The 25598-nt window shown below is 59.3% G+C and carries 25 protein-coding genes and 3 pseudogenes; 13 read left to right on the top strand and 15 right to left on the bottom strand.

Annotated features, from left to right (window positions below; genetic code table 11):
* Nucleotides 1–145: 145 nt before the first annotated feature.
* The 4 genes and pseudogenes from QQL24_RS19625 to QQL24_RS19640 all read right to left on the bottom strand — a co-directional run bounded on the left by QQL24_RS19625 (nucleotide 146) and on the right by QQL24_RS19640 (nucleotide 3525).
* A complete protein-coding gene (locus QQL24_RS19625) occupies nucleotides 146–1558 on the bottom strand; it encodes a Do family serine endopeptidase (protein WP_284313995.1) in 1413 nt (470 codons plus the stop codon).
* Nucleotides 1559–1586: 28 nt separating this feature from the next.
* Nucleotides 1587–2177 (bottom strand): hypothetical protein, encoded by a 591-nt coding sequence (locus QQL24_RS19630; RefSeq protein ID WP_284313996.1) that lies wholly within the window; start codon nucleotides 2175–2177, stop codon nucleotides 1587–1589.
* 572 nt (nucleotides 2178–2749) lie between these two features.
* Nucleotides 2750–2914: pseudogene (locus QQL24_RS19635) on the bottom strand (IS6 family transposase); the annotation flags it as partial.
* Between the two features lie 191 nt (nucleotides 2915–3105).
* Nucleotides 3106–3525: a hypothetical protein gene (locus QQL24_RS19640; RefSeq protein WP_284313997.1), complete on the bottom strand. Its 420-nt coding sequence runs from the start codon at nucleotides 3523–3525 to the stop codon at nucleotides 3106–3108.
* A gap of 319 nt (nucleotides 3526–3844) precedes the next feature.
* Between QQL24_RS19640 and QQL24_RS19645 the strand changes: the two are divergent.
* A pseudogene (locus tag QQL24_RS19645) lies at nucleotides 3845–4132 on the top strand (FAD-dependent oxidoreductase); the annotation flags it as partial.
* An 821-nt stretch (nucleotides 4133–4953) separates the two neighbouring features.
* Entirely contained in the window at nucleotides 4954–5202 is a 249-nt protein-coding gene (locus tag QQL24_RS19650) for a hypothetical protein (protein WP_284313998.1), read from the top strand.
* Between the two features lie 107 nt (nucleotides 5203–5309).
* On the opposite strand, the gene QQL24_RS19655 is transcribed toward QQL24_RS19650, so the two are convergent.
* From QQL24_RS19655 to QQL24_RS19685, 7 genes are all read right to left on the bottom strand, one after another.
* Nucleotides 5310–5495: a hypothetical protein gene (locus QQL24_RS19655; RefSeq protein WP_284313999.1), complete on the bottom strand. Its 186-nt coding sequence runs from the start codon at nucleotides 5493–5495 to the stop codon at nucleotides 5310–5312.
* A gap of 339 nt (nucleotides 5496–5834) precedes the next feature.
* Nucleotides 5835–6836, bottom strand: a complete 1002-nt coding sequence (locus tag QQL24_RS19660) for an ABC transporter ATP-binding protein (protein WP_284314000.1) — start codon at nucleotides 6834–6836, stop codon at nucleotides 5835–5837.
* 9 nt (nucleotides 6837–6845) lie between these two features.
* Complete coding sequence (locus tag QQL24_RS19665) at nucleotides 6846–7898, bottom strand: Gfo/Idh/MocA family protein (protein WP_284314001.1); 1053 nt, start codon at nucleotides 7896–7898, stop codon at nucleotides 6846–6848.
* Entirely contained in the window at nucleotides 7895–8734 is an 840-nt protein-coding gene (locus tag QQL24_RS19670; protein ID WP_284314002.1) for a carbohydrate ABC transporter permease, read from the bottom strand. The genes QQL24_RS19665 and QQL24_RS19670 overlap by 4 nt, the downstream gene beginning before the upstream one ends.
* An 11-nt stretch (nucleotides 8735–8745) precedes the next feature.
* Nucleotides 8746–9675, bottom strand: a complete 930-nt coding sequence (locus QQL24_RS19675) for a carbohydrate ABC transporter permease (protein WP_284314003.1) — start codon at nucleotides 9673–9675, stop codon at nucleotides 8746–8748.
* Nucleotides 9676–9932: 257 nt separating this feature from the next.
* On the bottom strand, nucleotides 9933–11195 hold the full coding sequence (locus QQL24_RS19680; RefSeq protein ID WP_431310720.1) for an ABC transporter substrate-binding protein: 1263 nt from the start codon (nucleotides 11193–11195) through the stop codon (nucleotides 9933–9935).
* Nucleotides 11195–12139, bottom strand: a complete 945-nt coding sequence (locus tag QQL24_RS19685; protein WP_284314005.1) for an N-acetylmuramic acid 6-phosphate etherase — start codon at nucleotides 12137–12139, stop codon at nucleotides 11195–11197. Before QQL24_RS19685 ends, QQL24_RS19680 begins: the two co-directional genes overlap by 1 nt.
* A 252-nt stretch (nucleotides 12140–12391) precedes the next feature.
* Here QQL24_RS19685 and QQL24_RS19690 point away from each other — a divergent pair, with 252 nt between their 5' ends.
* Genes QQL24_RS19690 through nagA form a run of 4 tightly spaced genes read left to right on the top strand, consistent with a single transcriptional unit; the run spans nucleotide 12392 to nucleotide 16222 of the window.
* Nucleotides 12392–13288 carry a glucosamine kinase nucleotide-binding domain-containing protein gene (locus QQL24_RS19690; protein ID WP_284314006.1) on the top strand — a complete coding sequence of 299 codons (897 nt, stop codon included), beginning with the start codon at nucleotides 12392–12394 and terminating at the stop codon, nucleotides 13286–13288.
* Nucleotides 13285–14046 (top strand): GntR family transcriptional regulator, encoded by a 762-nt coding sequence (locus QQL24_RS19695; protein WP_284314007.1) that lies wholly within the window; start codon nucleotides 13285–13287, stop codon nucleotides 14044–14046. Before QQL24_RS19690 ends, QQL24_RS19695 begins: the two co-directional genes overlap by 4 nt.
* A complete protein-coding gene (locus QQL24_RS19700; RefSeq protein WP_284314008.1) occupies nucleotides 14043–15074 on the top strand; it encodes an SIS domain-containing protein in 1032 nt (343 codons plus the stop codon). The genes QQL24_RS19695 and QQL24_RS19700 overlap by 4 nt, the downstream gene beginning before the upstream one ends.
* Nucleotides 15074–16222, top strand: coding sequence for an N-acetylglucosamine-6-phosphate deacetylase (nagA, locus tag QQL24_RS19705; RefSeq protein ID WP_284314009.1), 1149 nt, complete (start codon nucleotides 15074–15076; stop codon nucleotides 16220–16222). The genes QQL24_RS19700 and nagA overlap by 1 nt, the downstream gene beginning before the upstream one ends.
* A gap of 191 nt (nucleotides 16223–16413) precedes the next feature.
* On the opposite strand, the gene QQL24_RS19710 is transcribed toward nagA, so the two are convergent.
* A complete protein-coding gene (locus QQL24_RS19710; RefSeq protein WP_284314010.1) occupies nucleotides 16414–16929 on the bottom strand; it encodes an OsmC family protein in 516 nt (171 codons plus the stop codon).
* Nucleotides 16930–16986: 57 nt separating this feature from the next.
* Complete coding sequence (locus tag QQL24_RS19715) at nucleotides 16987–17412, bottom strand: GFA family protein (protein WP_284314011.1); 426 nt, start codon at nucleotides 17410–17412, stop codon at nucleotides 16987–16989.
* A gap of 204 nt (nucleotides 17413–17616) precedes the next feature.
* Between QQL24_RS19715 and QQL24_RS19720 the strand changes: the two genes are divergently transcribed.
* The 7 genes and pseudogenes from QQL24_RS19720 to QQL24_RS19750 all read left to right on the top strand — a co-directional run bounded on the left by QQL24_RS19720 (nucleotide 17617) and on the right by QQL24_RS19750 (nucleotide 23356).
* A complete protein-coding gene (locus QQL24_RS19720) occupies nucleotides 17617–18639 on the top strand; it encodes an AraC family transcriptional regulator (RefSeq protein WP_284314012.1) in 1023 nt (340 codons plus the stop codon).
* A 482-nt stretch (nucleotides 18640–19121) separates the two neighbouring features.
* Entirely contained in the window at nucleotides 19122–20678 is a 1557-nt protein-coding gene (locus QQL24_RS19725) for an alpha/beta fold hydrolase (RefSeq protein WP_284314013.1), read from the top strand.
* Between the two features lie 239 nt (nucleotides 20679–20917).
* Nucleotides 20918–21280 (top strand): nuclear transport factor 2 family protein, encoded by a 363-nt coding sequence (locus tag QQL24_RS19730; protein ID WP_284314014.1) that lies wholly within the window; start codon nucleotides 20918–20920, stop codon nucleotides 21278–21280.
* A 171-nt stretch (nucleotides 21281–21451) separates the two neighbouring features.
* A pseudogene (locus tag QQL24_RS19735) lies at nucleotides 21452–21967 on the top strand (class I SAM-dependent methyltransferase); the annotation flags it as partial.
* 61 nt (nucleotides 21968–22028) lie between these two features.
* Nucleotides 22029–22325, top strand: a complete 297-nt coding sequence (locus QQL24_RS19740) for an antibiotic biosynthesis monooxygenase (protein ID WP_284314015.1) — start codon at nucleotides 22029–22031, stop codon at nucleotides 22323–22325.
* Nucleotides 22326–22437: 112 nt separating this feature from the next.
* Nucleotides 22438–22629, top strand: coding sequence for a hypothetical protein (locus tag QQL24_RS19745; RefSeq protein WP_284314016.1), 192 nt, complete (start codon nucleotides 22438–22440; stop codon nucleotides 22627–22629).
* 400 nt (nucleotides 22630–23029) lie between these two features.
* The gene (locus tag QQL24_RS19750; protein ID WP_284314017.1) at nucleotides 23030–23356 is read left to right on the top strand and encodes a hypothetical protein; all 327 of its coding nucleotides are present in this window, start codon (nucleotides 23030–23032) and stop codon (nucleotides 23354–23356) included.
* 126 nt (nucleotides 23357–23482) lie between these two features.
* On the opposite strand, the gene QQL24_RS19755 is transcribed toward QQL24_RS19750, so the two are convergent.
* Both QQL24_RS19755 and QQL24_RS19760 read right to left on the bottom strand, forming a co-directional pair.
* Nucleotides 23483–24871 carry a sensor histidine kinase gene (locus tag QQL24_RS19755; RefSeq protein WP_284314018.1) on the bottom strand — a complete coding sequence of 463 codons (1389 nt, stop codon included), beginning with the start codon at nucleotides 24869–24871 and terminating at the stop codon, nucleotides 23483–23485.
* Nucleotides 24849–25532, bottom strand: a complete 684-nt coding sequence (locus QQL24_RS19760; protein ID WP_284314019.1) for a response regulator transcription factor — start codon at nucleotides 25530–25532, stop codon at nucleotides 24849–24851. The genes QQL24_RS19755 and QQL24_RS19760 overlap by 23 nt, the downstream gene beginning before the upstream one ends.
* Nucleotides 25533–25598: the final 66 nt, after the last annotated feature.

A 25598-nucleotide genomic window follows, 5' to 3' on the forward strand; every position in this document is an offset into this window, starting at 1 on the left:
TCAATCGGAATGCGTGATTGGGCCCATATCGGTCAATGATTAGGGCCGTTGGTATTATGCTCTACAAGCACAGCCGAATGACAGCGGCAGCGGTTCCTCGCACCCTTGATTGCCGACATTGGCGAACTGCTCAGGCGTCAAAGAGTTAATTCCAGCTAATCGTCAAGACGCTGCCTGCGCGTTCCAGCGTTACGCGAGAGGACTTGAACGGAGTAGTGCGGAAGGCGAGCAGATCATCGACAGTACGTACCGGCCGACCATCGATGCCGCGGATGATGTCGCCTTTCCGGAGCCCGAGACGGTATGCACCCGCCCCCACTCGCGCATCCAAGACGACGATACCAGAAATGCCACTGTCAACGCCAATCTCGTCAGCGAATGCGGGCGACAGGCTTGCAACTCTCGCGCCACGCAGAGGGCTAAGATTCGGCATCCAGGTGTCGTTGCTGGGTGGCTCATTGGGTGGCCGTTGCAAAGAAACGGAAACCTTGTGGAAATCTCCGCCACGTTCGAGCGTCAATTGTACCGTGCTGCCGGCCTCCCGAGTGGCAATGCGATAACGCAGCGCCTGCGGATCATCAATCGGAAATTCGTCGACAGCGAGGATCACGTCACCTTGTTGGAGACCCGCGTTATCTGCAGGGCCGCCCTTGAAGACATCTGTCACCAGAACACCGTGTAGCGAGGATAAGCCCAACAGCTCCGCTATTTGCGGCAGTATGGTACGGCTCGAGATACCAATCCATGGTCGGACTAGTGGCTTACCTTTCACGGCACTGTCGACCATCCCACGCGCCATGTTGCTAGGGATTGCGAAACCTAGCCCCTGCGACCCCCCAGAGGTTGAGTAGATCGCAGTGTTGATGCCTACAAGCGTTCCGTCCATGGCGATCAGGGCACCGCCGGAATTGCCGGGATTGATGGCTGCGTCGGTCTGGATGAAGAAGCGAAAATCGCCAACGCCGAATGAAGTACGCGCCGTAGCTGAGACGATTCCGCTCGTCACGGTTTGGCCAAGTCCGAACGGATTGCCGATCGCTATCACACGATCGCCAGCCTTGAGACGATCTGAGTCGCCGAACTCGATCGATGGCAACGCCGCGCCGCCGGCGTCGATCCGTAGGACAGCTAAATCGGTGTGCTGGTCGGAAACCAACACCTCCGCTGAGTGAGCCTGACCGCCAGGCAAGGCGACAAGTATTCCGCTGGCCCCTTCAACCACATGATAGTTGGTGACGATGACACCGTTCGCAGCCACGATGACGCCCGAGCCAAGCGAGCTTTCAAAACGGTCCTGCCCATAGCCAAACAAAAGGGTATCCCTGAACAGCCGCCAGAATGCGGAGCCATCGAGATAACGGGTCGCTGAGCGATTGCGGATGACTTTTTGGGCAAAGATGTTGACGACCGATGGAGCAGTCCTTTCGACGAGCGGCGCCAACGATTGGCTGGGTGGTGGAGCAGGCGGCACATCTTCCGCGGCAGTAACGGGCGCAAAAATTGTCGCGCCGATTAGCGCTGTCATCCGGATTGCCATTGCGAAGGTGCGCAACTGCATGGGTAGTATTTCCCTTCCCAGGTCACGTTCATTGCCACGGAAAGTAAACAGGCAAGAGGATCGCGGCGACAACCACCCAGAATAGGACTACGGAATAATAGGCGGCACTCTTGAAATGGCCGGTGATCCGCCGGTCGGCGGGAAAATCCTGATCCCTGAACTGGCTGTGAATCTGCTCCCACAGATCAGTCGCTGATTCAGCATGGAGATGCTCGCATTTTTCGATAAAAGAACGCTCGGTGTTACCGCGGGGCCGACTGCGTAGGTAGTCACGATAGAAATCGCAACCCAGACTTAATTCGAGAAAGATGATGCGCGGATACAGAACCACGACACCGCGGTCGATCGTCAATACGACCCGGTAGGCAAACCACACGATCAAGGAAGCAATAAGGGCGGCGGCAATCAGCAAGGGTCTGCTTGCCAAATCGAGGCTTAGAAGTAGCATCAACCAAAAATAGCCGTGCGCTACCACATGACCGAAAGCGTACCACGCATTGTAAGAGCGGATGGTAGCAAGGCGCTGGTCGTGAATAACCCTATATTCAAGCTCGCGACTGCCAGACGCTAGGGGCTCCTGCCTCAGCTGCCCTGTGGTTTTGACGTTGGCAGTGTCCATTGGGACGCTCCCAATATCCTCCGTCGTAGTTATACATTTTAGTTCCAACTTACCTTGTTGGCAAGGTCTCCTTGTCTGGATGGAACAGAGTAAGAAACCGGGACAACTGTCGAACTGTCTTTAATAATGAAACAAAGGACCTGTAATTGTCAATGTATCGTCGTGTACTTAATATCAAACGATGTATTTAAGGAAGAGATTCCGACTTAGTTTACTACTGTTAATTCGAGATTCGATCTGCACAACCTTGTTAGCGACAGTGTCACGAGAACTTTGGCCGTGCGAGGCGCGCCGGGGTAGGGAGCCGATCTTCGACTTCCGCCACCAGGTGCCGCCTGAAGTCATTTGGTACGCGGTCTGGCTCTACTGCCATTCACGTGTAAGCGCCAAGGAGGCCCCATCTGGTGGGCGCGATGAAGGGGTGGAATTCGGGTAGGAAGAAGAGCTTTCGCAGTGAGGTTCTATGTCTGCTGCTATGCCTGATCACAGAACATTCCAGATGATCGAGGCTGTTTCGGATCGATTGGAAGGGACGCCGCGGCAGGTGCGCCGGCATTGGTCAGATGCGTTCAAGGCGCGAGCCGACGCAGGTTGCGGGCATACGCCGATCCGAACTTGTCGACCCATCGCCGGATCGTCTCATAGGAGACGTCGAGGCCGCGTTCGGCCAGCAATTCTTCGACATCGCGGTAGCTCAAGGTGAACCGCAGATAGAGCCACACGGCATGCCGGATGATCTCGGGCGGGAACTGGTGAAGGGCCTAGGAAATCGGCTGCATGCCCCTCCCCCACCGCATCACGGCTCACACCGTCAAAGTTCCCGTGACAATGCCCTTGAGACTGTTTTCCCATTATGCCCGCCCAACACGAAATTCCTGACACTCCCCGTGCAGGGGATTTTCTGCTTGGTAGCGCTCAGGCCTCGGCTTTACTTGCAACGATGATACGTCGTCGCAATGTCGGGAAAATCTGGATCGACCCGGGAGATCGTGTCGGCATCCTTCACTTTGATGCTCACGGTCATATCCCCGAACATGATCTGGGATTCGCAATGCAGACGCAGCTTGACTGTATCCGCGCTCTGTTTGCGGGACGCGATCGAGCAGGTGCTCGTAAGCCCATGTATCTGATCTCCGTTAATAAGGACCCCGGGCAGAGCGGTGCCTTGGTTCTGCGCAAAGTCCATTTTTCCATTCTTTATGGTGAAAACATTGGCGCAGGACTCGCCCTCTATCACCCAGGCGCCATCAAAGCTGTCGCCAGAGGCAGCCTCTGTCGAACCTGTTCCCAGCGCAAATAGAAATGCGGCAACGAACGCCTGAAGATAGACCAATGATCGATTAGACATTTGTGGCACTCCATCTGGCATGCGCCGAGCCTATCCAAGGTGGTTATGGACGCAATCTTATCCGACATGCGCCGGCTGAGCGGCTCTTCGGGGCAAGATTGACGCCAGGGGCGGGCATTGGCAAGCCCGAACCTCGCCGCGAGCGCCCAAATGTCCGGGAGGCCGGTTGGCATTGTCAACTTGAGCCGTCTGGCTCCGAAGGACGGCAATTTCCCCTCACCTGGAACGTCTCATTCGGGCGCTCTCGAACATGTGGAAGCTGGGATCTACAAGAAAATTGCTCAGATTGATGTGCTCGTCGGTTAAGTTGACAGTGCCTCCCAGACCTTTACGGGCCAGTTTGGAAGGCAATCTATGGGTGGCGCAACATGTCATCCCGGCCCTGCGCAAACTTCATATCATCCGCAGTTGGGCTGCGATGAACGTCAATATCGACGGCGCCCCAATTCTAGGTGAGCATCCCGGCATTCCCGGCTTCTTCAATGCCGTCGCATCGAACGGCTACACACTCGGTCCCCTGGTCGGCTGTATCACGGCGGATCTGATCTGCCGCGGCGAAACAGACCGGGATGTTCGCGGCTTTTCCATATCGCGCTTTCGGAACTGACAGAGTGCCGCTCGGTCAAGGAGATAGGCGATGCCGTATATGAGCGCAAAGGAGCGGTCCGATTTCATGTTCAGCTCTGCGCCTTAGTCAAGCGTGCGACCGCCAACAGACATAAAAGGCGTTCTGAGAATTCGCCCCTTCTCGCCCAAAGAGGTCACCAGTGATTGGCAGATCGCCAAAATTAGGGAAAGTCGCCGAACAGCCCCCTATTTTTACCTTTGCCCGAGGGCAGGCCTGAACAACCGCTCTGAATAAGCGTTCTTCTGCCCACGAGGTTGGGAGAACCATATTAGCGCCAGGGGCACTAGCTCAAATAAGCGCGCGGATCCTTATTCATCCACAAACACACAACCACAAATAATTCGGCCGAACAGTGACCACCGCTGCGAAGGCGGCTGAGGTTTGAATGCGACGTCTCAAGCTGCGCCGCCAGTTCGCGAAGCCCCAGTCCGCTTGAAGCAAGCTTGGCGTCAAAATCGGCGGCCAGTGCCGGCCATCGTCTGAAACGCAACGATTGTCTCCCGCTACTTCAGCTACCAGCGCTGCCCTTCTTCTGCATGGTCGCTCCGACCAGGCCGCCCGTTGCCAAAGACCCCCCGGTCGGTCCGATCCGAGGCGCGTTGCAACAGGGCGACCGTGATTGTCGTACCATTTGACCTTTTTTGGCTGCCAGATCAAAGCCGCGGTGGCGGTTCTTTGACTATGGCTGGTGCGACGATGCGCAGTGCTATACACTTGGCCAAAGAGGTATGCATTGGTATCACTTTCTGTTGGTTTTTAGTATCGTCCCTGTGGATCCTCAATGTGTGGAGAATTATCCTATGAATTCTGCACAAAATAATTCGCCTGCCGAGTCCATTATTGCAGCGGCGGTTAGCTCGGTTGAGGAAATATCAGATAAGCCGAAAGATTATATTTCGGTGACTGCAAGTCCAGACCTAACGTTGGCGACGATAACTATCTTTGGCCAAGACAAGTCACTCGCTAGCATTGATTTCGATGCGGACCAGCTTGACATTCTTATCTCAAGGATTGTCGCGGTAAGAGACGCGTTGAGTGGTCGCAGATAGCTACGCTAGATTGAAAACTCTTGAACGGAAACGTCCGCTTCTTTGACCTTACGCACCCGCCAGCGGTACCAAGCGGCATCGACGCCGCATAAGCGCCCCGGTTGCTATCAGGCTCGCCCCTGAGGCTCGGCGTCTTCGAGTATAATTTGGTCTTGTAAACCAACCAGATCCCGCAAAATCACGATTGCCTGTGCGGCCTCCAGCAAGGCTGTTTCGATCTCTTCCACCGGCCGGTCGTCGACTTCAAATGCGAGATTGCGTAGTCGCTCGACGATATCTTGCTTCTTGTCCATACGATGAGGTTATCAGAGTGGGGCAGTCATACCAATAACGTGCACCAGGCAAGACCTTACTGACCGCTTCTCTCTGGCGTCGTCCTAAGCACCCGTCCATCCAATACCTCGATAGGCCCTTCCCCGTTCATGCAGCAGATCCACAACATTCCTCAAAGGCAAGGGATAACGCACCTACATCGTTACCGCCAGGCGGATGACCTCTGGCGACGAATTGAAATAGCGAAACGGATTGAGCTTGGGGGCGGCCATCCTCGCTCCCTATCCTACGCCGCGACCTTCGGCAATTTGCTCTGACAGAGCGTGCGCAAAAGCTGCCAGTGGAGATCGGCACCCCTGCTACGACTGAATGCGCTTACCTGCTCCGTCAAAGCGATGGATCTTGTCGTTTTGGGGACCAAAACGCAGCGTCTCGCCGATCGTCACCGGCACATCGCCATCAATACGGATGGTCAGGCTCCCCAGGTCCGGTGACTCCAGATAGAGCATGGTATCGGCACCCAGATGTTCGGCATGGCCGAGCACGCCGTGCCACGGTCCGTCGGACCGCAGATCTATATGCTCGGGCCGGATGCCGATCATGGTGGCATTGGCACGCACAGCCGTTTCGCCCGCGATGAAATTCATAGTCGGCGAGCCAATGAACCCGGCCACGAACAGATTGGCAGGGCTGTTGTAAAGCTCGAGCGGCGCACCGACCTGCTCGATCAGCCCGGCATTGAGCACAACGATCTTGTCTGCCAACGTCATCGCTTCGATTTGGTCATGGGTAACGTAGACCATGGTAGCGCCGAGCTGGCGATGGAGCTTGGCGATCTCGATGCGGGTGCCGACGCGCAGGGCCGCATCGAGATTGGACAGGGGTTCATCGAATAGAAACAGGCTCGGCTGGCGTACAATTGCGCGACCAATGGCGACGCGCTGGCGCTGCCCGCCCGACAGTTCCGCTGGGCGGCGCTGCAACAGGGCTTCGAGACGCAGCAACGCTGCCGCCTTCGCCACGCGCGTTTCGATCTCGCCTTTGGCTACGCCCTCCTGTTGGAGGGCCAGCCCCATGTTCTTCTCCACCGTCAGATGCGGATAAAGCGCATAAGACTGGAACACCATTGCGATGCCCCGCTTGGCTGGCGGAGTGACATTCACTGTCCTTCCATCGATGGCAATATCGCCGGAGGTCTGTTCCTCCAGCCCCGCGATGATGCGCAGCAAGGTGGACTTGCCGCAGCCCGATGGGCCGACAAACACCACGAACTCGCCATGCGCCACATTGAGATCGACGCCCTTGATGACATCCATGGGGCCGAACGATTTCTTGATCGATTTGAGGTCCAGCGAACCCATTATGTGTCCTTATAGATCTATGGCGCGGCGTTCGCGCATGGAACGATCGGCGGCAAGTACAACCTCCAGCGAGCGCACCGCATCGTTCATGTGGCGGGTGAGATCGAGATTTTCTGTGATGGCACGCATCACGAAGGCCTGTTCCCGCTCGCATAACGCCTGATGACCGGGCTCGTCCTGCATCGAGACAAGGCGGTCCGGATTGGCGAAACCGCCATCGGGACGAAGAGCGGCATTGTGGATGCGGAGGATCGACGTCTTGGTGTGGGTATCGATGTCATCGGATTTGGCGTTTTCACTCATCACGATGGAGACCGCGCCCTTTGGGCTCATCACATCCTTCACGAAGAAGGCGGTCTCGGAGATCATCGGGCCCCAGCCTGCTTCGTACCAACCAATCGAGCCATCTTCGAACAGCACCTGCAAGTGGCCGAAATTGACCTGGTCCGATGCAATCTCGTCTGAGAGGCGCACACCCATGCCCCGCACCTGGATCGGCCTGGCATCGGTGATTTGCAGCATCACATCGAGATAATGCACACCGCAGTCGACCACCGGCGAAGTCGAGTCCATCAAGCGCTTGTGGATCTGCCAGGCAGGCCCCGAAGACTGCTGGTTGAGATTCATGCGCATCACGAAGGGCGGCCCCATGTCTCGAGCGAGCCGGATGAATTCCATCCAGGACGGATGGTGGCGCAGAATATAGCCGATCACCAGCTTGCGCCCAGTGCGCTGTGCCGCCTCCACGACACGCCGGGCATCTTCGACCGTGGGCGCCAGCGGCTTTTCGACAAAGACATCGGCGCCTGCTTCCATGGCTTGGATGGCGAAGCCGGCATGGCTGTCAGTATAGGTGTTGATCGAGACCAGATCGGGCTTGAGTGCCAGGAGTTCATCGAAGGAACTGTAGCGCGGATAAGCAGCAAGCTCCGGCGGCAGTTCATTAATGGTTCTGTTGCCAAGGCCAACGATCTCAAAGCCTGGATTGGAGTGATAGGCCAGCGCGTGGCTCATGCCCATTTGCCCAAGGCCGATGACTGCGACGCGAATAGCTTTGCTCATTTGACGGCTCCAGCAGTGATGCCGCGGATAAGCTGGCGAGAGAACAGGAGGTAGAGCACCAGCACCGGCAAGATTGCGAGGCTGAGCGCCGCCAGCACAGCATTCCAGTTGGTGACATATTGACCGATGAAGACTTGGGCTCCGAGCGTCACCGTTTTGGTTGCCTCGCCCGGCGCGAGAATGAGCGGGAACCAAAGGTCATTCCAGATCGGGATCATCGTGAAGACGGCAACCGTCGCAAGAGCTGGCCGGATCAGCGGCAGGACGAGTTTGAAAAAAATGGCGTATTCGGAAAGGCCATCGATGCGCGCGGCATTCTTCAGATCATGCGAAACCTGATGCATGAACTCCTGAAGAATGAAGATCGCCAGCGGCAGGCCCTGCGCTGTGTACACCAGGATCAATGCCAGGTGGGTGTTCACGAGCCTGGCGGCGACCATCAGATTGAGGATTGCGATCGTGCCCAGCCGGATTGGGATCATGATGCCCAGCGCCATATACAGGCCCAACAGCGTATTGCCGCGAAAGCGGTATTCCGACAGGCCGAAGGCGGCCATGGCCCCGAACAGCAGCACGAAGAAGATCGAGCCAATTGTGACGATCAGGCTGTTGCCGAAATAGAACAGGAAGTCTCCCTGCCCGATCACCGTAAAATAGCCGATGAGGTCAAAGGTCCTGGGCGTGGGCGGCAGCAGCGGCGTCGCGAAGATCGCGTTGCGCGCCTTCATCGAATTCATCACCACGAGGATGATCGGGGCTAGGCACAGGAAGGTGTAGCCGCCGAGAACCAGGTGCATGAGGGCGGTATTGAGTGGGGAAGAGCGGGCACGATTCATGATGGCTGGTCTCAGAACTGGTAGCGACGCATGCGCCGCTGCACGAAGAAGAGATAAATCATCACGCCGCTGAGAATGATGAGGAACATCATGGTGGCGATGGCTGCACCCATGTTCTGGTCGCCGAGCTGAAGCTGAAATCCGAAGAAGGTCCGGTAGAGAAAGGTGCCGAGAATGTCGGTGGCGAAATTCGGCCCTGCGAGCGCGCCCTGTGCCGTGTAGATTAGGTCGAAAGCATTGAAATTGCCCACGAAGGTCAGGATCGAGATGATTCCGATCGACGGCAGGATCAGGGGCAATTTGATTTTGCGGAATTGGGAAAAACCGGTGATGCCGTCGAGTTCGGCAGCCTCGATCACCTCCTCCGGGATCGACAGCATAGCAGCGTAGATCAGCATCATCGGAACGCCGACATATTGCCAGACCGAAACAAGCGCCAAGGTGACAAGGGCGGAGCTTTCCTGGCCCAGCCACGGTCCGAACATCCATTTGAGGCCGACCCAGCCCAATATGTTCGGCGTCACCCCCCATAACGGGCTTAAAATCAGCTTCCAGGTGAAGCCTACAATAACGAAAGACAACATGGTCGGCAGGAAGATCGCGGTGCGATAGAAGCTGCGGCCACGCAGTTTCGGCACGGAAAGAATCGCGGCCAGCACCACACCGATCGGGTTCTGCAGGCACATATGGATGATGAAGAAGATGACGTTGTTCTTCAGGGCATTCCAGAAGCTGGCCGACCAGCGTGGATCGAAGAACAAAGTCCGGAAGTTGTCGAACCCGGCTAAAGCCTGCTGACCGTCAATCGAGCGATAGAAGGCCAGGCGCAAGGTATCGGCCAGCGGAATGATCATGATGGCGGTATAGACCAGGACCGCCGGCGCCAGGAACACGGCGATATGCCAGCGCCGAGGGCGGCGCATCGTCTCGACATCTGACATGGATCGGCTCCCGGATAATGCGATGAATTAAGGCACAAGACGCCTTATGCACGAAGCGCGGCAGCAGACGGCTTTCCGCAGCAATTTTATTTGCTGTGCAAAGTCGGCGCATCGTTTCAAGCAAATGGCAAAAAGACTTTGGTCTCTTGCGCGACGCCGCCTTGATGGAAGGGACTATCAGGCTCCCTCCTTCTGGCTCATCCTGCGAGACCGCCCTCTCCGGCTTTCGCCGGAGAAAGCTTTGGCCGCATTTTGTTTTACTTGGCAGGCTTGTACCAGCTGTCCAGCCCGGCCTGGAGCTTCTTGGCGGCATCATCAGGCGTTTCGGTGCCGTTGACGACGTTGGCCGAAACGTTCCACGTCTCGTTCTCGAGATTGGGCGTACCGCGCGACAGGATCTGATAGGTTGAGCGGATGGTCGATTTGCAGGTGCTCCGCCAGGACACGAATTCCTTGGCGAGGTCGTCCGTTAGGTCGACCTTGCCCGGCTGTAGGCTGAAGAAGCCGGGCAGTGCATTCGAATAGATCGAAGCGAACTCGGAGGAAGCCACCCAGGTGAGGAAAGTCTTGGCAGCGTCCTGATTCTTCGACTTTGCGTTGATGCCAAGGGCGATATCGACATGGTCAGAGATATAGCAGGTGTCGCCCACCTTCTTCACTGGAGGTGGAAAGGCGCCCATCTTGAATTGAGCCTGGCTGTTGAACTGGGCGATATCCCAAGATCCCGCCGGATAGATCGCGGCACGGCCGAGTGAAAACAGGTTCTGGCTGTCGGGATAGGCCTGGGCCTTGTAGCCATCACCGAGGTAGGTCGCCCACCGGGCGAGTACCTTGTAGGGCTCGACCCATTGGGGGTCGGTCAGCTTCTCCTTGCCCGAGATCAGGGCCAAGCGCCCCTCTTCGCCATGCCAATAGTTCGGCCCGATATTCTGGTAGCCCATGGTCGCGGCTTCCCACTGGTCCTTGGTTCCCAGATCCATCGGGGTGTAGGTGCCGTCGGCCTTGAGCTTGTCAAGGTCGGCGAAGAATTCATCCTCGGTCGCCGGCGGCTTGATGCCAACCTTGTCGAAAGCTTCCTTGTTGTAGATGAAGCCGTGGATGACGGAGGCAACCGGCACGCAGAACGTGGTCTTGCCGTCGTCGGTCGACCAACCGGCCTTGGCTACTGGGGAGAATTTGTCGATGCCGGGAATGTCATTGACGGACGCAAGCAATCCCTTTTGGAAAAGCTGCAATGAGGCGTCGAAGGGGCGGCAGGCAATGATATCGCCAGCAGTACCTGCGTCGAGCTTGGAATTGAGAGCTGCGTTGTATTCAGTCGGGGCTGTCGGCTGGAATACGACCTTGATCTCCGGATGGACCTTGTTGAATGCCGGGATGATCTTTTCATTCCAGATTTGCAGGTCGTCATTGCGCCAGCTTTCGACCGTCAATGTAGACTGGGCGAAGGCGTGGCTGACCGAAAATAGTGCCGCAGCACTGGCGGATGCAAGCACAAGCCTCTTGAAGCTTGATGTCATCATGTTCTCCTGTGGTTGGTCACGGCGGTTGGATCCGCCTTGCTGTCGTCCGCCGCGAGGGCTGCAAGGGCATCCCGCACATCCCCGCCGCGACTTTTCAAAAAGGCTTCCGCCTTTTCGAGGCTCTTTGCTCCGGCTGCCAGGAGGATGGCCGGCTTGACCGAACCATGTGCTCGTTTCAGCGCCTCTCGCGCCGCGGCAGCGTCGACATCCGCGGCGCCGGCAACGACGGCAACGGCGCGACGGCGCAATTTCTCGTTATCCGCCTGCATGTTGACCATGAGACCGCGGAAGGTGTGGCCCAAGCGGATGGCAATCAGGGTCGACAACATGTTGAGAGCGCATTTCTGCGCCGTCCCGGCATTCATGCGTGTCGAGCCGGCGATCACCTCCGGCGGCGTCGCCAACAAGACCGGATGATCGGCGTTCTGGAGCAGCGGCGTTTCGGGATTGGAAGCGATGCCGACTGTCAGCGCGCCGGCGTGCCGGGCACAACGCAGGGCCGAAACGACATAGGGTGTGCTGCCGCTGGCCGAAATTCCGACAAGGCAATCGGCGCTCGTCAGACCCAATGCCGCGACCTCTTGCGCGGCCATGTCGCCATCATCCTCGGCTTTCGAGGGAATGTCGAACATGGCTTCTCGGCCACCGGCGAGCAGCACGACAATCTGCTCGGGATCGATGCCATAGGTCCCTGGCAGCTCCAGCGCGTCGACTTGGGCCAGAAGCCCCGATGATCCTGCTCCGGCGTAAACGAGTCGGCCGCCGCGGCGCATACCGCTGGCGATCGCTTCGGCAGCACCAGCCAGTTCAGGAACCGCATTCGCGACAGCGTCAATTGCTTCGCGCTGCGTCGCTGCGATGAGCGAAAGCACGTCGACCCCCGACAGGGTGTCGATATCGCGGTACAGGTCGCTTGCTTCTTCGGTGCGGGGGCCGCTCATGTCGTGCGAAACCGTGCCAGTGAGTGGAGTTGGTGGACACTACCAATATAATACCTTTCGTCAATTGAAATTTTAACGATTTGACGGAATCTCGAAGCGTGCTGCCAAAGCCCGCTTATTGTATCCGGGTACAATATTGATTTCTTCTCCTGAGAGCGCTGCAAATGGCGACTGACAGCGAAATTTCAGTATGGCTTGTTTGTGATTTACAAGATGGTTTATATTGGTATTGTCTCTGAAGGAGAGGAAAGAATGTCGAGCCCCTGTTATCTTGCCATCGACGGCGGCGGCACCAATACGCGCGCCCGGCTCGCGGATGGCAGCGGCCGCATCATCGGTGAAGGACTGTCCGGTTCATCCAACCTGACGCTCGGCATCGAGACGGCCGGCACCGCCATCGCGGCCGCCGGCGACATCGCGTTGAAGGCTGCGGGCCTCGGCGAGAGGGCGCGCGCGTTCGTTCATGCCGGCCTGGGCCTGGCCGGGGCGAATGTTCCGGCCCTCGCCGAAGCTATCGGCGGTTTCGCCTTCGGCTATCGCACCGTAGCGGTTGCCTCTGATGCTGTTTCGGCCTGCCTCGGCGCTCATGGTGGCGGCGATGGCGGCATCCTCATTCTTGGCACGGGCTCGCAAGGATTGGCTTTGGTGGGCGGCAAGAGCACAGCGGTCGGTGGTTGGGGGTTTGCCATTTCCGACGAAGCCTCCGGCGCCATTCTCGGTCGTGCCGCCTTGCGTGCCGCCATTTTGGCTGTCGACGCCCTTTGTCCCGCTTCAGATCTCACGCGTGCCATTCTGGCCCGTTTCCACGACGAGCCCGCGCGAGCTGTATTATGGGCGAAGTCTGCGACACCTCGCGACTATGGCAGTTTTGCACCTCTCGTCTTCGAGCGCGCCGGCCGCGACAGCGTCGCTGATTTCCTGATCGCGGACGCCGTACGCTCGATTGTGGCGATGCTCGAGAGGTTAACCTTCCTGGGGGCGCCTCGCATCGCCCTAATGGGGGGCCTCGCCAAGCCCTATCGCCCTTTCATTCCGGCGCGTTATGACAAGATCCTGGTCCAAGCCAAAGGCGATGCCATGGACGGCGCCCTGATGCTGGCGCGACAAGGCGCCGATGCGGCCGCAGTAAATTCTGGAGTAACCGGATGAGCCGGATCGCATCCATCTTCGGGCTCGAGGGACTGCCGGCCGACGATCCGGCTCCGCTCTATCTGCGGCTGCAGGAGCGGATCAGAAGCGCTATCCAGCGTGGTGACCTACGCCCGCTTGATGCCTTGCCTGGCGAGCGCGATATTGCCGAAGCTTTTTCCGTATCGCGCGTCACCGTGCGCAAGGCACTCGCGGGCCTCGTCGAAACTGGGCTTTTAAAGCAGCGGCAGGGATCCGGCACTTTTGTCGCGGCCCCACCCCAGAGGGTTGAGCAGCCGCTGTCGCGACTGACCTCATTCACCGAGGATATGCACTCGCGCGGCTTCGTCTCAACATCGCGATGGCTCAAACGCGAGGTGTCGCTGGCCTCCCCTCAGGAAGCGATGCGCCTGTCGTTGTCACCCACCGAAACGGTATGCCGCTTGTCGCGCCTTCGTCTCGCCGACGATACGCCAATGGCGATCGAGCGCGCTACCATCTCAACGCGCTACCTTCCCGATCCGAACCTCGTCGGTCAGTCGCTCTATGCCGTGCTCGAAGAGCGTGGTGTCAGGCCCGTGCGAGCCTTGCAGCGCCTCAGTGCCGCCAACCTGGGCCCAGAGGAGGCGACCCTGCTCGATGTGCCACCGGGTTCGGCTGCTTTATCGATCGATCGTCTCGCCTTCCTCGAGACCGGGACGCCGATCGAATTCACCCATTCATGGTACCGAGGCGACGCGTATGACTTCGTTGCCGAATTGACATTGAGGCGCGAATGACGGCCCCGACTTCCTCCTCGACGACAACCGCAATGGCCTTGGAAATTGCTGAAACGCCGGCGGCCTTTGCCCGTTTCCTAGACCGGGAAGGTGCTTCCCTGGCAAGGATCGGCGCAAAGCTGAGAAACATCGCCCCGTCTCTGGTCGTGACCTGCGCGCGGGGATCGTCCGACAACGTGGCGGGCTATTTCAAATATCTCAGCGAGATATGCACCGGAGTGCCTGTTGCCTCGATCGGCCCCTCAATCGCCTCCATCTACAATGCGCCGCTGCGGCTCAAGGGCGCCGTTGTCATCTCGGTGTCTCAATCGGGCAAGAGCCCCGATATCCTCGCTTTGCAGAGCGCGGCCCGGGAAGCTGGAGCTTTCGCCATCGCCGTCGTCAATGATGATACGTCTCCGCTTGCAGCTCAGGCCGATGCCGTGCTGCCCATCCATGCTGGGGTCGAGAAGAGCGTAGCTGCCACCAAGACGTGCCTCAGCTCTGCCGCAGTCCTCGCCGCGCTGCTCAGCGAGTGGCACCAGGAAAAGTCGCTACAGCAATCTGTGCGCAAATTGCCCGGAACGTTCGAGACTGCATTTTCGGCCGATTGGAGTTCTGCAATTCCGGTGTTCGAAAAGGCGCAATCGGCCTATGTCATCGGCCGCGGCCCGGCCTTTCCGGTCGCACAGGAGGCAGCGCTCAAGCTCAAGGAAACAGCTGTGTTGCACGCCGAGGCCTATAGTGGAGCCGAGGTGATGCATGGACCGCTGCAACTAGTTGGCGAGGGTTTCCCCATTCTGGCGTTCCGCCCGGGTGATGCGGCCTATGCGGCGATGGGCGAGGCGATCGAACGCTTGCGCGCTGCTGGCGCTACCATGTTCGTGGCTGGTGGTGACGACCTGCCGTTCAAAAGTTCGGGGCATCCCCTCATCGACCCCCTGGCCATGCTGCTGTCCTTCTATGGCCTGGCGGAGAAGATTGCGCGCCACCGCGGGTTTGACCCCGACCGCCCCACCCGATTGCACAAAGTGACGGAGACGATCTGATGGCGCTGACCGCCCTGACCGCTCCGTGGATTTTCACCGGCGATGTCTTTCTCGACCAACATGGTGTCCTCGTCGAGGGCGAACGCATCGTAGCAATCGTGCCGCGCGACGGCATCCCGGCGGAAGCGATAGTCTGTGCTCTGCCCTCCGGCGTTCTCGCTCCCGGATTCATCGACGCACAGGTCAATGGCGGGGGCGGCTTCCTATTTAACCAAACCCCAGATGTGCCCACGCTCGCGGGTATTTCGGCCGCGCATCGCCGCCATGGCTCGACAAGCCTATTGCCGACCTTCATCACCGACAAGCCCCAGGGCATGAGGCTCGCGATCGCTGCCACGCGCGACGCGATCGAGGTGGGCACGCCTGGCATTCTCGGCATCCACCTCGAAGGGCCGTTCCTGTCCGTGGCCCGCAAGGGCGCACATGATCCGTCCCTCATCCGTCCGCTGACGGAGGCAGATGTCGACCTGGTCCTCGGCGCCGGTATCGAGACAGTGCTAATGACGGTGGCACCGGAAAACGCACCGAATAGCCTCATCCGCCGCCTCGTCGATGGTGGCGTGATCGTCAGCATCGGCCATAGCGATGCAGGTTACGACACAGTGATGGCTGCTGCGGACGCGGGGGCGACAGGCATTACCCATCTCTTCAACGCGATGTCCTCTCTTCAGAACCGCGAGCCCGGCGTCACTGGGGCAGCGCTCGATCGCGGCGCCCTATGGTGCGGCGTGATCGCCGACGGCCATCACGTCCATCCTGCCACCCTTGCACCGGCGATCCGTGCCAAGAGAGGGCCTGGACGCCTCTTCCTTGTCTCAGACGCCATGCCGACCGCGGGGGATGCTAATGACGTGTTCTATCTCAATGGCCGCAAGGTCACGCGCCGCGACGGTGTGCTGATGCTGGACAATGGCACGCTGGCAGGCTCAGATCTTACCATGGACCACGCGGTGCAATACGCAGTGAACCACCTCGGCGTCGCGCTCGACGAGGCACTGCGCATGGCGAGCCTATACCCCGCCCAATTCCTCAAGCTCGATAATGAGCGCGGGCGCATCGCACCGCGGTTTCGCGCCGATTTTGTCCATCTCGATGACAAGCTGACTGTTAGGGGCGTGTGGATGTCGGGCCATAAATCGGCAGGTTGATATTGCCTAAAAAGCGGTTTCTTCGAAGGCCAATCCAGACACCTCATTTGTCGCCGATTGAGCGTTAGCGGCGTTGTCAGCCTAACCGGGTCTTCGGGTCCCGAACCCGGAACTGGGCAGCACCGCTATACGATACCGTGCGTTCGGGACGAGAAGACCCTGTCGGTCCCTTGCTCTATTGTCGTGTACTGTTAGGAGGCGACCCTGTTGAACTTCACATGGGTCTCGGGGCTGCTCTGGATGGTCTGCAAAATCACGCAATAGCGATCAGTTAGCTCAACCAGCTCGGTCAGCCGGCTCAGCTCCGCATCCGTGTCAATGTCGAAGCGCAGGCGGATTTCCTTGAATCCCACCGGCACGCCTTCCGTGACACCGAGCGTACCGCGAAGATCGACGTCGCCCTCGGCGGAGATTTCCGCCGACCTGATCGGAATCTCGAGGACGGCGGCCGCAGCCCGCATCGAGACGCCGGCGCAGGCAATAAGAGCCTCCAGCAGCATGTCACCCGAACACAGTTCCTGTCCGCTCCCTCCAGCCTTGGGGTGAATGCCCGCAAGCACAAGCCCGTGTCCGGTCTCCACCTTGCAGGTCACCCTGGAGTCGTCTGCCTTGCCCCTGGCCTTCAAGGTAAGAAGCGCGGCCTGCGCGTCCTTGCGATAAAGATCCTTGATGGGTTCCTGTTTGACGCGAAACGTTGCGATATCCATTGATATTCTCCTGTTGTGATTTTAGTTTTTTGCAACTCGTGAGGTGTCGGCCCGGACCTATTCCGGTAGGCTCACACCGGAACCGCCGAGCTCGGCTGGAAAGTCCTTCAGCTTGGGCAGCCCGTCCTTCATCGGCAGGACGGTCTCGGCGTAGTTGACATGGACCCGCGGCGTGAATTCCACTGTCGGTATCGTCGCCGCATAGACGTCGACCAGTCCGAGCGGCGGATGGTCCGTCATCAGATGACCGCCGCACTTCGTGCAGAACCGACGGTTGCTCAACTCCGACTTCTTGAAGCCCGAGAGGAACTCCGCGCCCTTGCTGACTTTGACGTTCTCCGCCTTCCAAAGCGTGAAGGCGTTCACGGGAGAGGCAGACCACGACCGACAGGAACTGCAATGGCAATATCCCATCGCCTCGGCGGTCCCGTGGACTTCGATTTCCACGGCGCCACAAAAACACCCGCCCTTATGTACCGTCATGACTAATTTCCTTATCACTGGTTCGACGGCGCTCGGTGCCCGATTGGGCGATTGGGCATCGTCCGGGGTTTAGGGCATTCGGCCAGGAACGGAATGACGGTGCGTCCGCCTTGCTTGACAAGGCGTCCGGAACTGGAATGGGATTCGCGCGGGGGTTCCCGCGTGACTTGTGGGCCGGAAGTGGAATGGCGGGACTTGGGTGGGATGGCCGGGGATGCTCTGTCAAATCTCTTGAGGACGGTGCGCCTTACCGGCGCGACGTTTTTCGAGATCGAAGGCCACGACCCGTGGGCCGTCTGCTCGCCCGCGCCATCCTCGATATTGCCGAAGATCCTCCCCGGCGCGGATCACCTGATTTCCTACCACGTCGTTACGGCAGGTCGTTGCTTTGCTCGCATCGTGGGCGCCGAAGCGATCCCGTTGGAGGCCGGCGAGGTTGTGGTCTTCACCAAGAGCGACCCGCACATCATGTCGAGCCATCCGGACCTGCGAGCCGACCCGCCGACCGCCGACGTGCTAGACATAGCGACCGCGGGTCGAATGCCGTTCTATATCAATTGCGCCGGGGGTAGCTCGACCTCAGTTAGACTCGTCTGCGGCTATCTCGCTTGCGACGCGTTGCCCTTCAATCCCCTGCTCGAAGCACTGCCGCCTGCCATCAAGGCCGGAGACGCGAAGGGTGATGGCGGCTGGCTCGGCCAGTTCATCAAGCTGGCGGTTTCGGAAGTTGCGGAGAAGAGGGCGGGCAGCGAAACGGTGCTCACCAAGCTGAGCGAATTGATGTTCGTGGACGTCCTGCGCCGCTATGTGGCATCGCTGCCACCTCAACAGACCGGCTGGCTGGCAGGTCTGCGCGATGCGCATCTGAGCAAGGCGCTGGCGCTGATCCACGATCGGCCAGCAAACAATTGGACAGTGGAGGCACTGGCAAAGGAAGCAGCTTTGTCCCGGACCGTCCTCGCCGAGCGCTTCACCAAAATCGTCGGGATGCCGCCAATGCACTATCTTGCCAGATGGCGGATGCAGATCGCCTCCGAGTTGCTCAGTACTGGCACAGGCAACCTAGCAAACATCGCCGCCGAGATCGGCTACGAGTCCGAGGCAGCGTTCAGCCGCGCCTTCAAGAAGATGATCGGCGTCCCGCCCTCCGCCTGGCGTCTCGGTGTTCGGGCTACGTCCGGCTCCGGAAACGATGCGGCCTCCGACACTGGCGAGGAGAAACGATAAGCAGTGCCTATGCAGCGCGACGGCATTGTCAACTTAAGCTTCTTGTTGAGAAATTCGACAATTAAAGTTCACGCGGCAAGCCTCGTTCGGGGCATTCTCGATCGCTTCGAAGCTGGATTCGGAAAGAATAGTGCTCCGATCGATCTGTCCGTCGATTAAGTTGACAATGCCCTGCTGCCTGTTGATTTCCAGGCAGAACTGCCTCTGGTGAAAACGTGTTTAATCGAGATCCGTAACAGGGGGCCTGGAAGAGATCTGCACACGAGTGTCAGTCCGAGCGCATTTCGACACGCCAGAGGTCGCACCGCACACCTGCCGCATCGCCGCCGCCCGATATGCAGCCGAGGTGGCGACGAGCAGCCCAATCGCTATCGTCTAAATGTTCGTGGTCGTGATATCAGCGCCTGGCTAGTCTGTTACGCTGCCGACGAGCGCAAGTCTTGCTATAGTGCATGGCTAATCAAGCAACATGGGCCGTAGTCGTGCGCACGGTTGAGACGCGATACGCCAGAAATGGCGGGACGAGGATCGCCTATCGAGTCGTGGGTCAGGGTTCGCTCGACCTCGTGCTGGTATCTGGCTTCCCCTCCAATCTCGATATTTTGGACGAAAATCCCGGCTATGCCCGTCTCGTCAAACGACTATCCGTCTTCGGCCGGTTGATCTTGTTCGATATGCGCGGGACAGGGCTGAGCGACCGCAATGGGCTGGAGCGTCGTGGCTTTGGCGCACGCGCGGAGGACATTCGGACAGTGATCGATGCCGCCGGTTGCGGACGAGCTATCCTGATCGGCGCGTCCGAAGGCGCGGCCTTGTCCGTGCTGTTCGCGGCGAACAACCCGGAAAGAGTGCGCGCGCTCGTGCTGTTCGGCGGCTATACGCATTCCCAGGATACGGTGATGGACTCCAAGAGACTTCGCACCTTCATCGAGTCGATCGAAGCATCGTGGGGCAACGGCTCAATGCTTCATGTGCTGGTGCCGGGCCGCGCCGACGATCGCCATTTTGCCAACTGGTGGGCACGCTTCGAGCGCCTGTCAGCAAGTCCGACCGACGCTGCCGCGTTGATACGCATGAACGCTGAGATCGATATTCGCGACAGGCTGTCCGATGTGCGGACCCCGGCTCTTATCATTCATCGGATCGAGGACCTCTATGCAGGCGTGGACGGCAGTCGCCGCCTCGCACGCGGGATAACCGGCGCGCGTCTCGCCGAGCTTCCCGGCCGCGACCATCCGATCTGGACCGGCGATGTCGACCGCGTCGCCGATCTCATCGAGGAATTCCTCACTGGCCAGCGTCCGGTCGCCGACGGCAACCGCGTGCTCGCCGTTCTTCTCATCGTGCGCGTCGCCAACAAGTCCGGCCGTTCCGCGACCTGCATGGAGGAACGGCTTTTGGACGAGCGCCTGGAACGCCTCCGCGAAGCGGTTCCGGCTGTGACGGAACGCCATGGTGGCCGTGCGGAATGGTCTTCCGCGGAAAGAATCGTCGTCCGCTTCGACGGGCCAACGCGCGCCGTTGCCGGCGCGATCGCGTTGCGCGAGATCGCAACCTCACTTGGTTTCCCCATCGCACAGGCGATCCATATCGGCGAGATCGACATCGCGCTTCAGCCTTTGTCCGGTAGCATGCTCGATATAGCCGACTGCATTGCCGCTGCCGCCCGCCCCACCGAAATCCTGCTGTCACGGCAAGCCAGCGATCTAGTTTCGGGCTCCGGGCTGCAATTTGTCGATCGCGGAATACTTGCAGTCGAGAACGGCCGCGACGGCGTGCCGATCGTGGTTCTCGTGACCGAACGACATCTCGAGCCTGTACTACGCATGGCTCGTCCGATCGATGCCAAGGTCCTCAGCGCGCGCGAGCGTGAAGTGCTGTCGCTGATCGCCGATGGCGAAAGCAATGTCGGTATCGCCCTACATCTGGGCCTCAGCGAACACACGGTGAAGCGGCACGTCGCCAATATCTTGCTGAAGCTTGACCTGCCAACTCGGGCCGCAGCGGCGGCGCTGGTCGGACGCCAGCCAGGGCTCTGAGACGCTGGCTCGAACGAGCCATGAACAGCATGGCGCTTTCGATGGAAGCAGCGCGCGCGCTGCTTCGCTACGGTTGACTTCGTGCTTTGGCGTCGTCGCAGGGCGTCGCCATCGAAATACGAAAGGACGTCATAATTCCGGCAGGAGATCGACGCCGTGTTCGTCCATGCCGCCAAGTGACCGACTGCCTCGCCGGCCGAAGGCAGACCGGAGCGCAACTCAACTGGAGGACCAGGGAAATGCAGGACAAGATCAAGCCAGTCACCAGCACCGGGATCAAGCGCGCGATCGAGACGCGGGACGGTCGGGCTCTCGCCAGCTTCTACGCCGATCACGCCGTGGCGCGCATCGTCGACCGCAACAATCCCCCCAGCCGACCGCGCGAGATCAAGGGACGGGCCGCTATCGGCGCGTTCTGGGACGATATCTGCGGACGGGCTATGACGCACCGTGTGGAAGTTACCATCGCTGAGGACGACCAGATGGCCTTCACCCAGGCCTGCGCCTATCCGGACGGTGCAAAGGTCCTGTGCATGTCGGTGGTCAGACTGGAGAACGGACTGATCGCCGACCAGACCATCGTCCAGGCCTGGGACGAATAGTGCCGCACGGACCTTCGTCATTTCGCGAAGAGACCGCGCTGGGCTTCGGCCCGGCCGGACGAACGCAACCTTGCGATCGGAGGATCGTACAATGACGAATTTGAATGAGGACAAGCTCAACACCTTCATGGGCAAGTTGGTGGGCGACATCGGCGCGGCAATGAACGCCTCGGCCACGGCGTCTCGACAAGGCTCATGGCCGAGGCGCCCCCCAGGTCGCGCTTCCTTGGCTTCGACTACCATGAGGGTTCGGTCGAAGACGCGCGCAAAGCCGCCGCGCCCGCCGGCTTTGGGCGGCGTGTCACCTTCGAGGTCAGCGCGGCTCAGACTATACCGGCGCAAGGCTATGATCTCGTCTGCTTCTTCGACTGCCTGCATGACATGGCCGACCCCGTGGGCGCGCTCCGCCACGTGCGCAGCACGATGGTGCCGGATGGCACCTGTGTGCTGGTGGAACCCTTCGCCGGCGACCGGCTGGAGGACAATCTCATACCCGTTGGCCGCCTCTACTATGCTGCCTCGACCATGATCTGCACGCCCGCCTCGCTCGATCAGGAAGTCGGGCTGGCGCTCGGCGCACAGGCCGGCGAGGCCCGACTGGGGAAGGTCGCGGAGGAAGCTGGCTTCACCCGCTTTCACCGCGCCATCGAGACGCCGTTCAATCTCATCCTCGAAGCGCGCCCATAGAGCAGGAGTTGGTCATGGCCGGCCGCAAGCCGTTCCGCCAAGCGAGATAGGGAGCAACATCATGACCGCATTCAACGCTGTACGTTTTCGGGTCAAGCCGGGTCGAGAGCAGGAGTTCCTTGATGCCCACACGACGGTCGGCTGCCACTGGCCCAACCTGCGGCACGCCAACATCATCAAGACCGGTGAACGCACTTACTGCATCATTGCAGAATGGACCGATATGGCGGCGCTTGACGCGGCGCGAGCGACTATGATTGCGACGCTCGATGCCTTCCGCGACACGCTGGAAGACCTTGGCAGTGGCCTTGGCCTCACTGACCCAGTATCGGGCGAGGTCGTATTGGCGCTTAAATAGCCGCGCTGTTTCCCCGCATCTAGGGGTTTTGCTCGGCAGGCTTGATAGCCTGTTTGTACGGGCTGAGGCGCTTCAGGCTCATCCTCTTTCGAAGGCATAAGGAGGAGCGACCATGTCAGCAATCATTGTTGAGCGGCCGTTTGTCAAAGCTGAGAGGCCGACCACGCAACCGGCAAACGGAGCTTGCTCCCGCGAGGAAGAGTTCCGCGCCGCTCTCGATAGCTACATCGCTCGCTACGCTGCCGAACAGGCGAATCGCCTCTCAGTGGTCGGCAGCAGCAATAATCCCTATGCTCTGATGTGACTTCAGCCCTTGCGCCGTCTCCTGGAGGCGATCCGCGAGATTTGGCTGTTTTCGAACGAACCGGGCGATCGGTCGGCACCCGTGTCAGCGCCAGAAGTCGTGAGAGGAGCCCGATTCGAGGCGAACATGTTCCGCAGGCCGCATCAGGCTCGCAGCACTTTCTAGAGAAGGTCGCTGTCCACTTCGCCGCGTTCAAAGTGTGAATCGGCATGGGGATTGGACGCTGATTGGCATCCTATCTCATTGATATTGTTGTGGAGACTGGGGTTATTTCATGATGCCGATTCACATCTGCATTCCGATTCCCGGCGTCGCCGATGATGCCACACAAGCGGGCGGGAGCGCGCGCTCCGTAGCCGTTCTAATTTTCCTATAACCGCATGCCACCTAAACTGGCTGCATGCGCACCTTCAAAGACCGCGTCATTGAAGGCTTCGCCGCAGGTGCGGGGGTGCCATATAATGCCTGTTATTGCCTTGCGTTTTGTGCTGGCTTGGTCGTTTCCCATTATTTCGTTCGACATCATCATTTCGGTTTGTTCGTCTATTTGATGATTATGACACCGTCGGTCCTCGCGGTGGTTGCGCCCGTTTTTGGCCTGTCGGTATGGGCGAAAATATTGCTCCGGCGAAAAACAACAGCATCCAATCAAGCCGCGCCGGTTCGGGACCGTCGAGCTATTCATTTGTCATCCGAACGCAGACGCCATCGCCCCTCTCCGGAATAAAGCGGTCACATGTCCGTTCGACTATGAATGGGAATTCCAATTGCGCTCATTAGGCGGTCCGTGAGCACAAAAGGATCGTGATGGGATCAAGTTCAATTACGATTTGGCTCCGGTTCGAAGCAGCTCTCAATGCGGAAGAGGTCTCAGGTCAGGCTTCGCATCGTAACGAAGCGCGACACACGCCCCAACCGCCGGGTGTTCGATTACAATATTCATGCCGTGGAGACGAGCGACAGCCGCAACGAGGCTAAGCCCGAGGCCGTTGCCTGGCGTATGACGGCTTGGTTCCGTGCGATAGAAGCGCCTGAGCACCGCTTCGCTTTCGCCCTTGGGAATGCCCGGCCCGGTATCAGACACTCTTATGTTTACTTCTCCGGGTCCTGCTAGAATCGTGAGGCTGACCTTTCCCCTCTCAGGCGTGAATTTGATCGCATTGTCGAGGAGGTTGCCAATCGCCTCGAAAAGCAAGCTCGGCTCTCCCGGAATCTTCAGAAGCGGCGATCCTTCGACAGCAAAGGTCATTGAGATGGATTTCTCGTCCGCGGCCGGTTCATAAAAATCCATGGCATCGGTGGCTATGGCAGCCAGGTCCACGGATTGAAATCCGGATCGGCGGGCGCCGTCCTCGATCTCGGAGATGCGAAGCAAGGCACTGAAGGTTCTGAGCGTCGCTTGTGTCTCGGTGATGGCTTCGTCGACGCCGGCTCGATAATCGTCCAGGGTCGAGGCGCGCCTTTGGACCCGTTCAAGTCCCGCCAGAAGGCGGGTAAGCGGCGTCCTGAGATCATGGGCGATGTTGTCGCAGACGCCTTTCACCTCCTGTATGAGTCGCTCGATCTCGGCGAGCATGTTGTTAACGACCGCGACCAGCCTGTCGACGTCCCCCGACTTTCCCCGGACGGGGAGGCGCTTTGACAGGTCACCGGTCATGATGTCCTGCGTAGCCCGCGTAATCCCGTCGATCTGCCTGACTGCGCCGGCACCCACGATCGCTGCTCCAGCCAGGCCCAGGATGGCGATTATAGCCCCGGCAAGCGCCATGGCCTCCGAAAGAACTTCGTTGAACTCGCGCAGTTCGCCGATGTCCTGGGCAATCAGCAGCCTGTCTCCCAAGGCAAGACTGAGAACCACGCCGCGGAAATGGGTATGGGCCCGTGCACCCTCCAGCTGGAAATTGAAGAGTTCTCCCGCCGGCGAAATTGCATTGGGAAGCGCTATGGCGCTACCTGCAATCAGGGTACCTTGCTTGTCGAACAGGGCCATCGGGCGTCCCGTGTCGCTCTCCCCCACGGCGCGGTCTCGAAGCCGCTGCACGATCTCGTCGAGCGGACGCCGGGCGAAATCCTGCTCTTCGCCCAGAACCCATTGATCGACCTTGTTGCGCATGAAGCTCTTCACTTCGATATACATGAAGCTGAAGAGTATGAATGATGCCAGGCCGAACAGTGCCAGAAACAGCATTGCCAGGCGAAAGCTGGTGGTCCGGCAAACGTCACTTAGGCGCGGCAAGAACATAGCCAGAGCCCCTGACGGTTTGAATCAGCGAAGCCGCCCCGACCTGGTCGATCTTGCGGCGAAGCTTGCTGACATGCACGTCGATCAGATTGGTTGGCTCATCATAGCGATAGTGCCAGACTTCTTCGAACAGCATCGTGCGCGTCACTACCTGTCCCATATGCTGCATGAGATATTCCAGAAGGCGATATTCGCGCGGCAATAGCTCGATGATGTGCTCCCCTCGGCGCACGATATGCTTCAGGAGATCCAATTCGAGATCGCCCGCGCGCAAGATTGTCTCAGCCCTCGCGGTGGATCGGCGTCTCATCAGGACATCCAGTCGCGCGGTCAATTCCAGGAACTCGAACGGCTTGGTCAGATAGTCGTCACCACCGGCCTTGAGCCCCCTGACGCGTTCATCGACGGCGGACAGCGCGCTGAGGATCAGGACAGGTGTGGGTACGCCCGCAGCCCTTAGGGCGGCGAGAGCGCCAAGACCGTCGATATCGCCCGGAAGCATCCGGTCAAGAATGATGGCATCATAGCTCTCGGCCACAGCGCGGAGGATGCCCTCGCGGCCGGTCGTCACGCGTTCGACGCGGTGACCGTGATCGCCAAGCGCGGCCTCGATCTCGACGGATGTCCTATCGTCATCCTCGACCACCAGAATTCGTGACATCCTGCCTCCCCGACGCGGGCTCGCCGTCTTCCCGACGCAAAGCTGATCGCATGCTCCCCGTCGGAT

The organism is Labrys miyagiensis (genome assembly GCF_030160835.1).
GTDB classification, from domain to species: domain Bacteria; phylum Pseudomonadota; class Alphaproteobacteria; order Rhizobiales; family Labraceae; genus Labrys; species Labrys miyagiensis.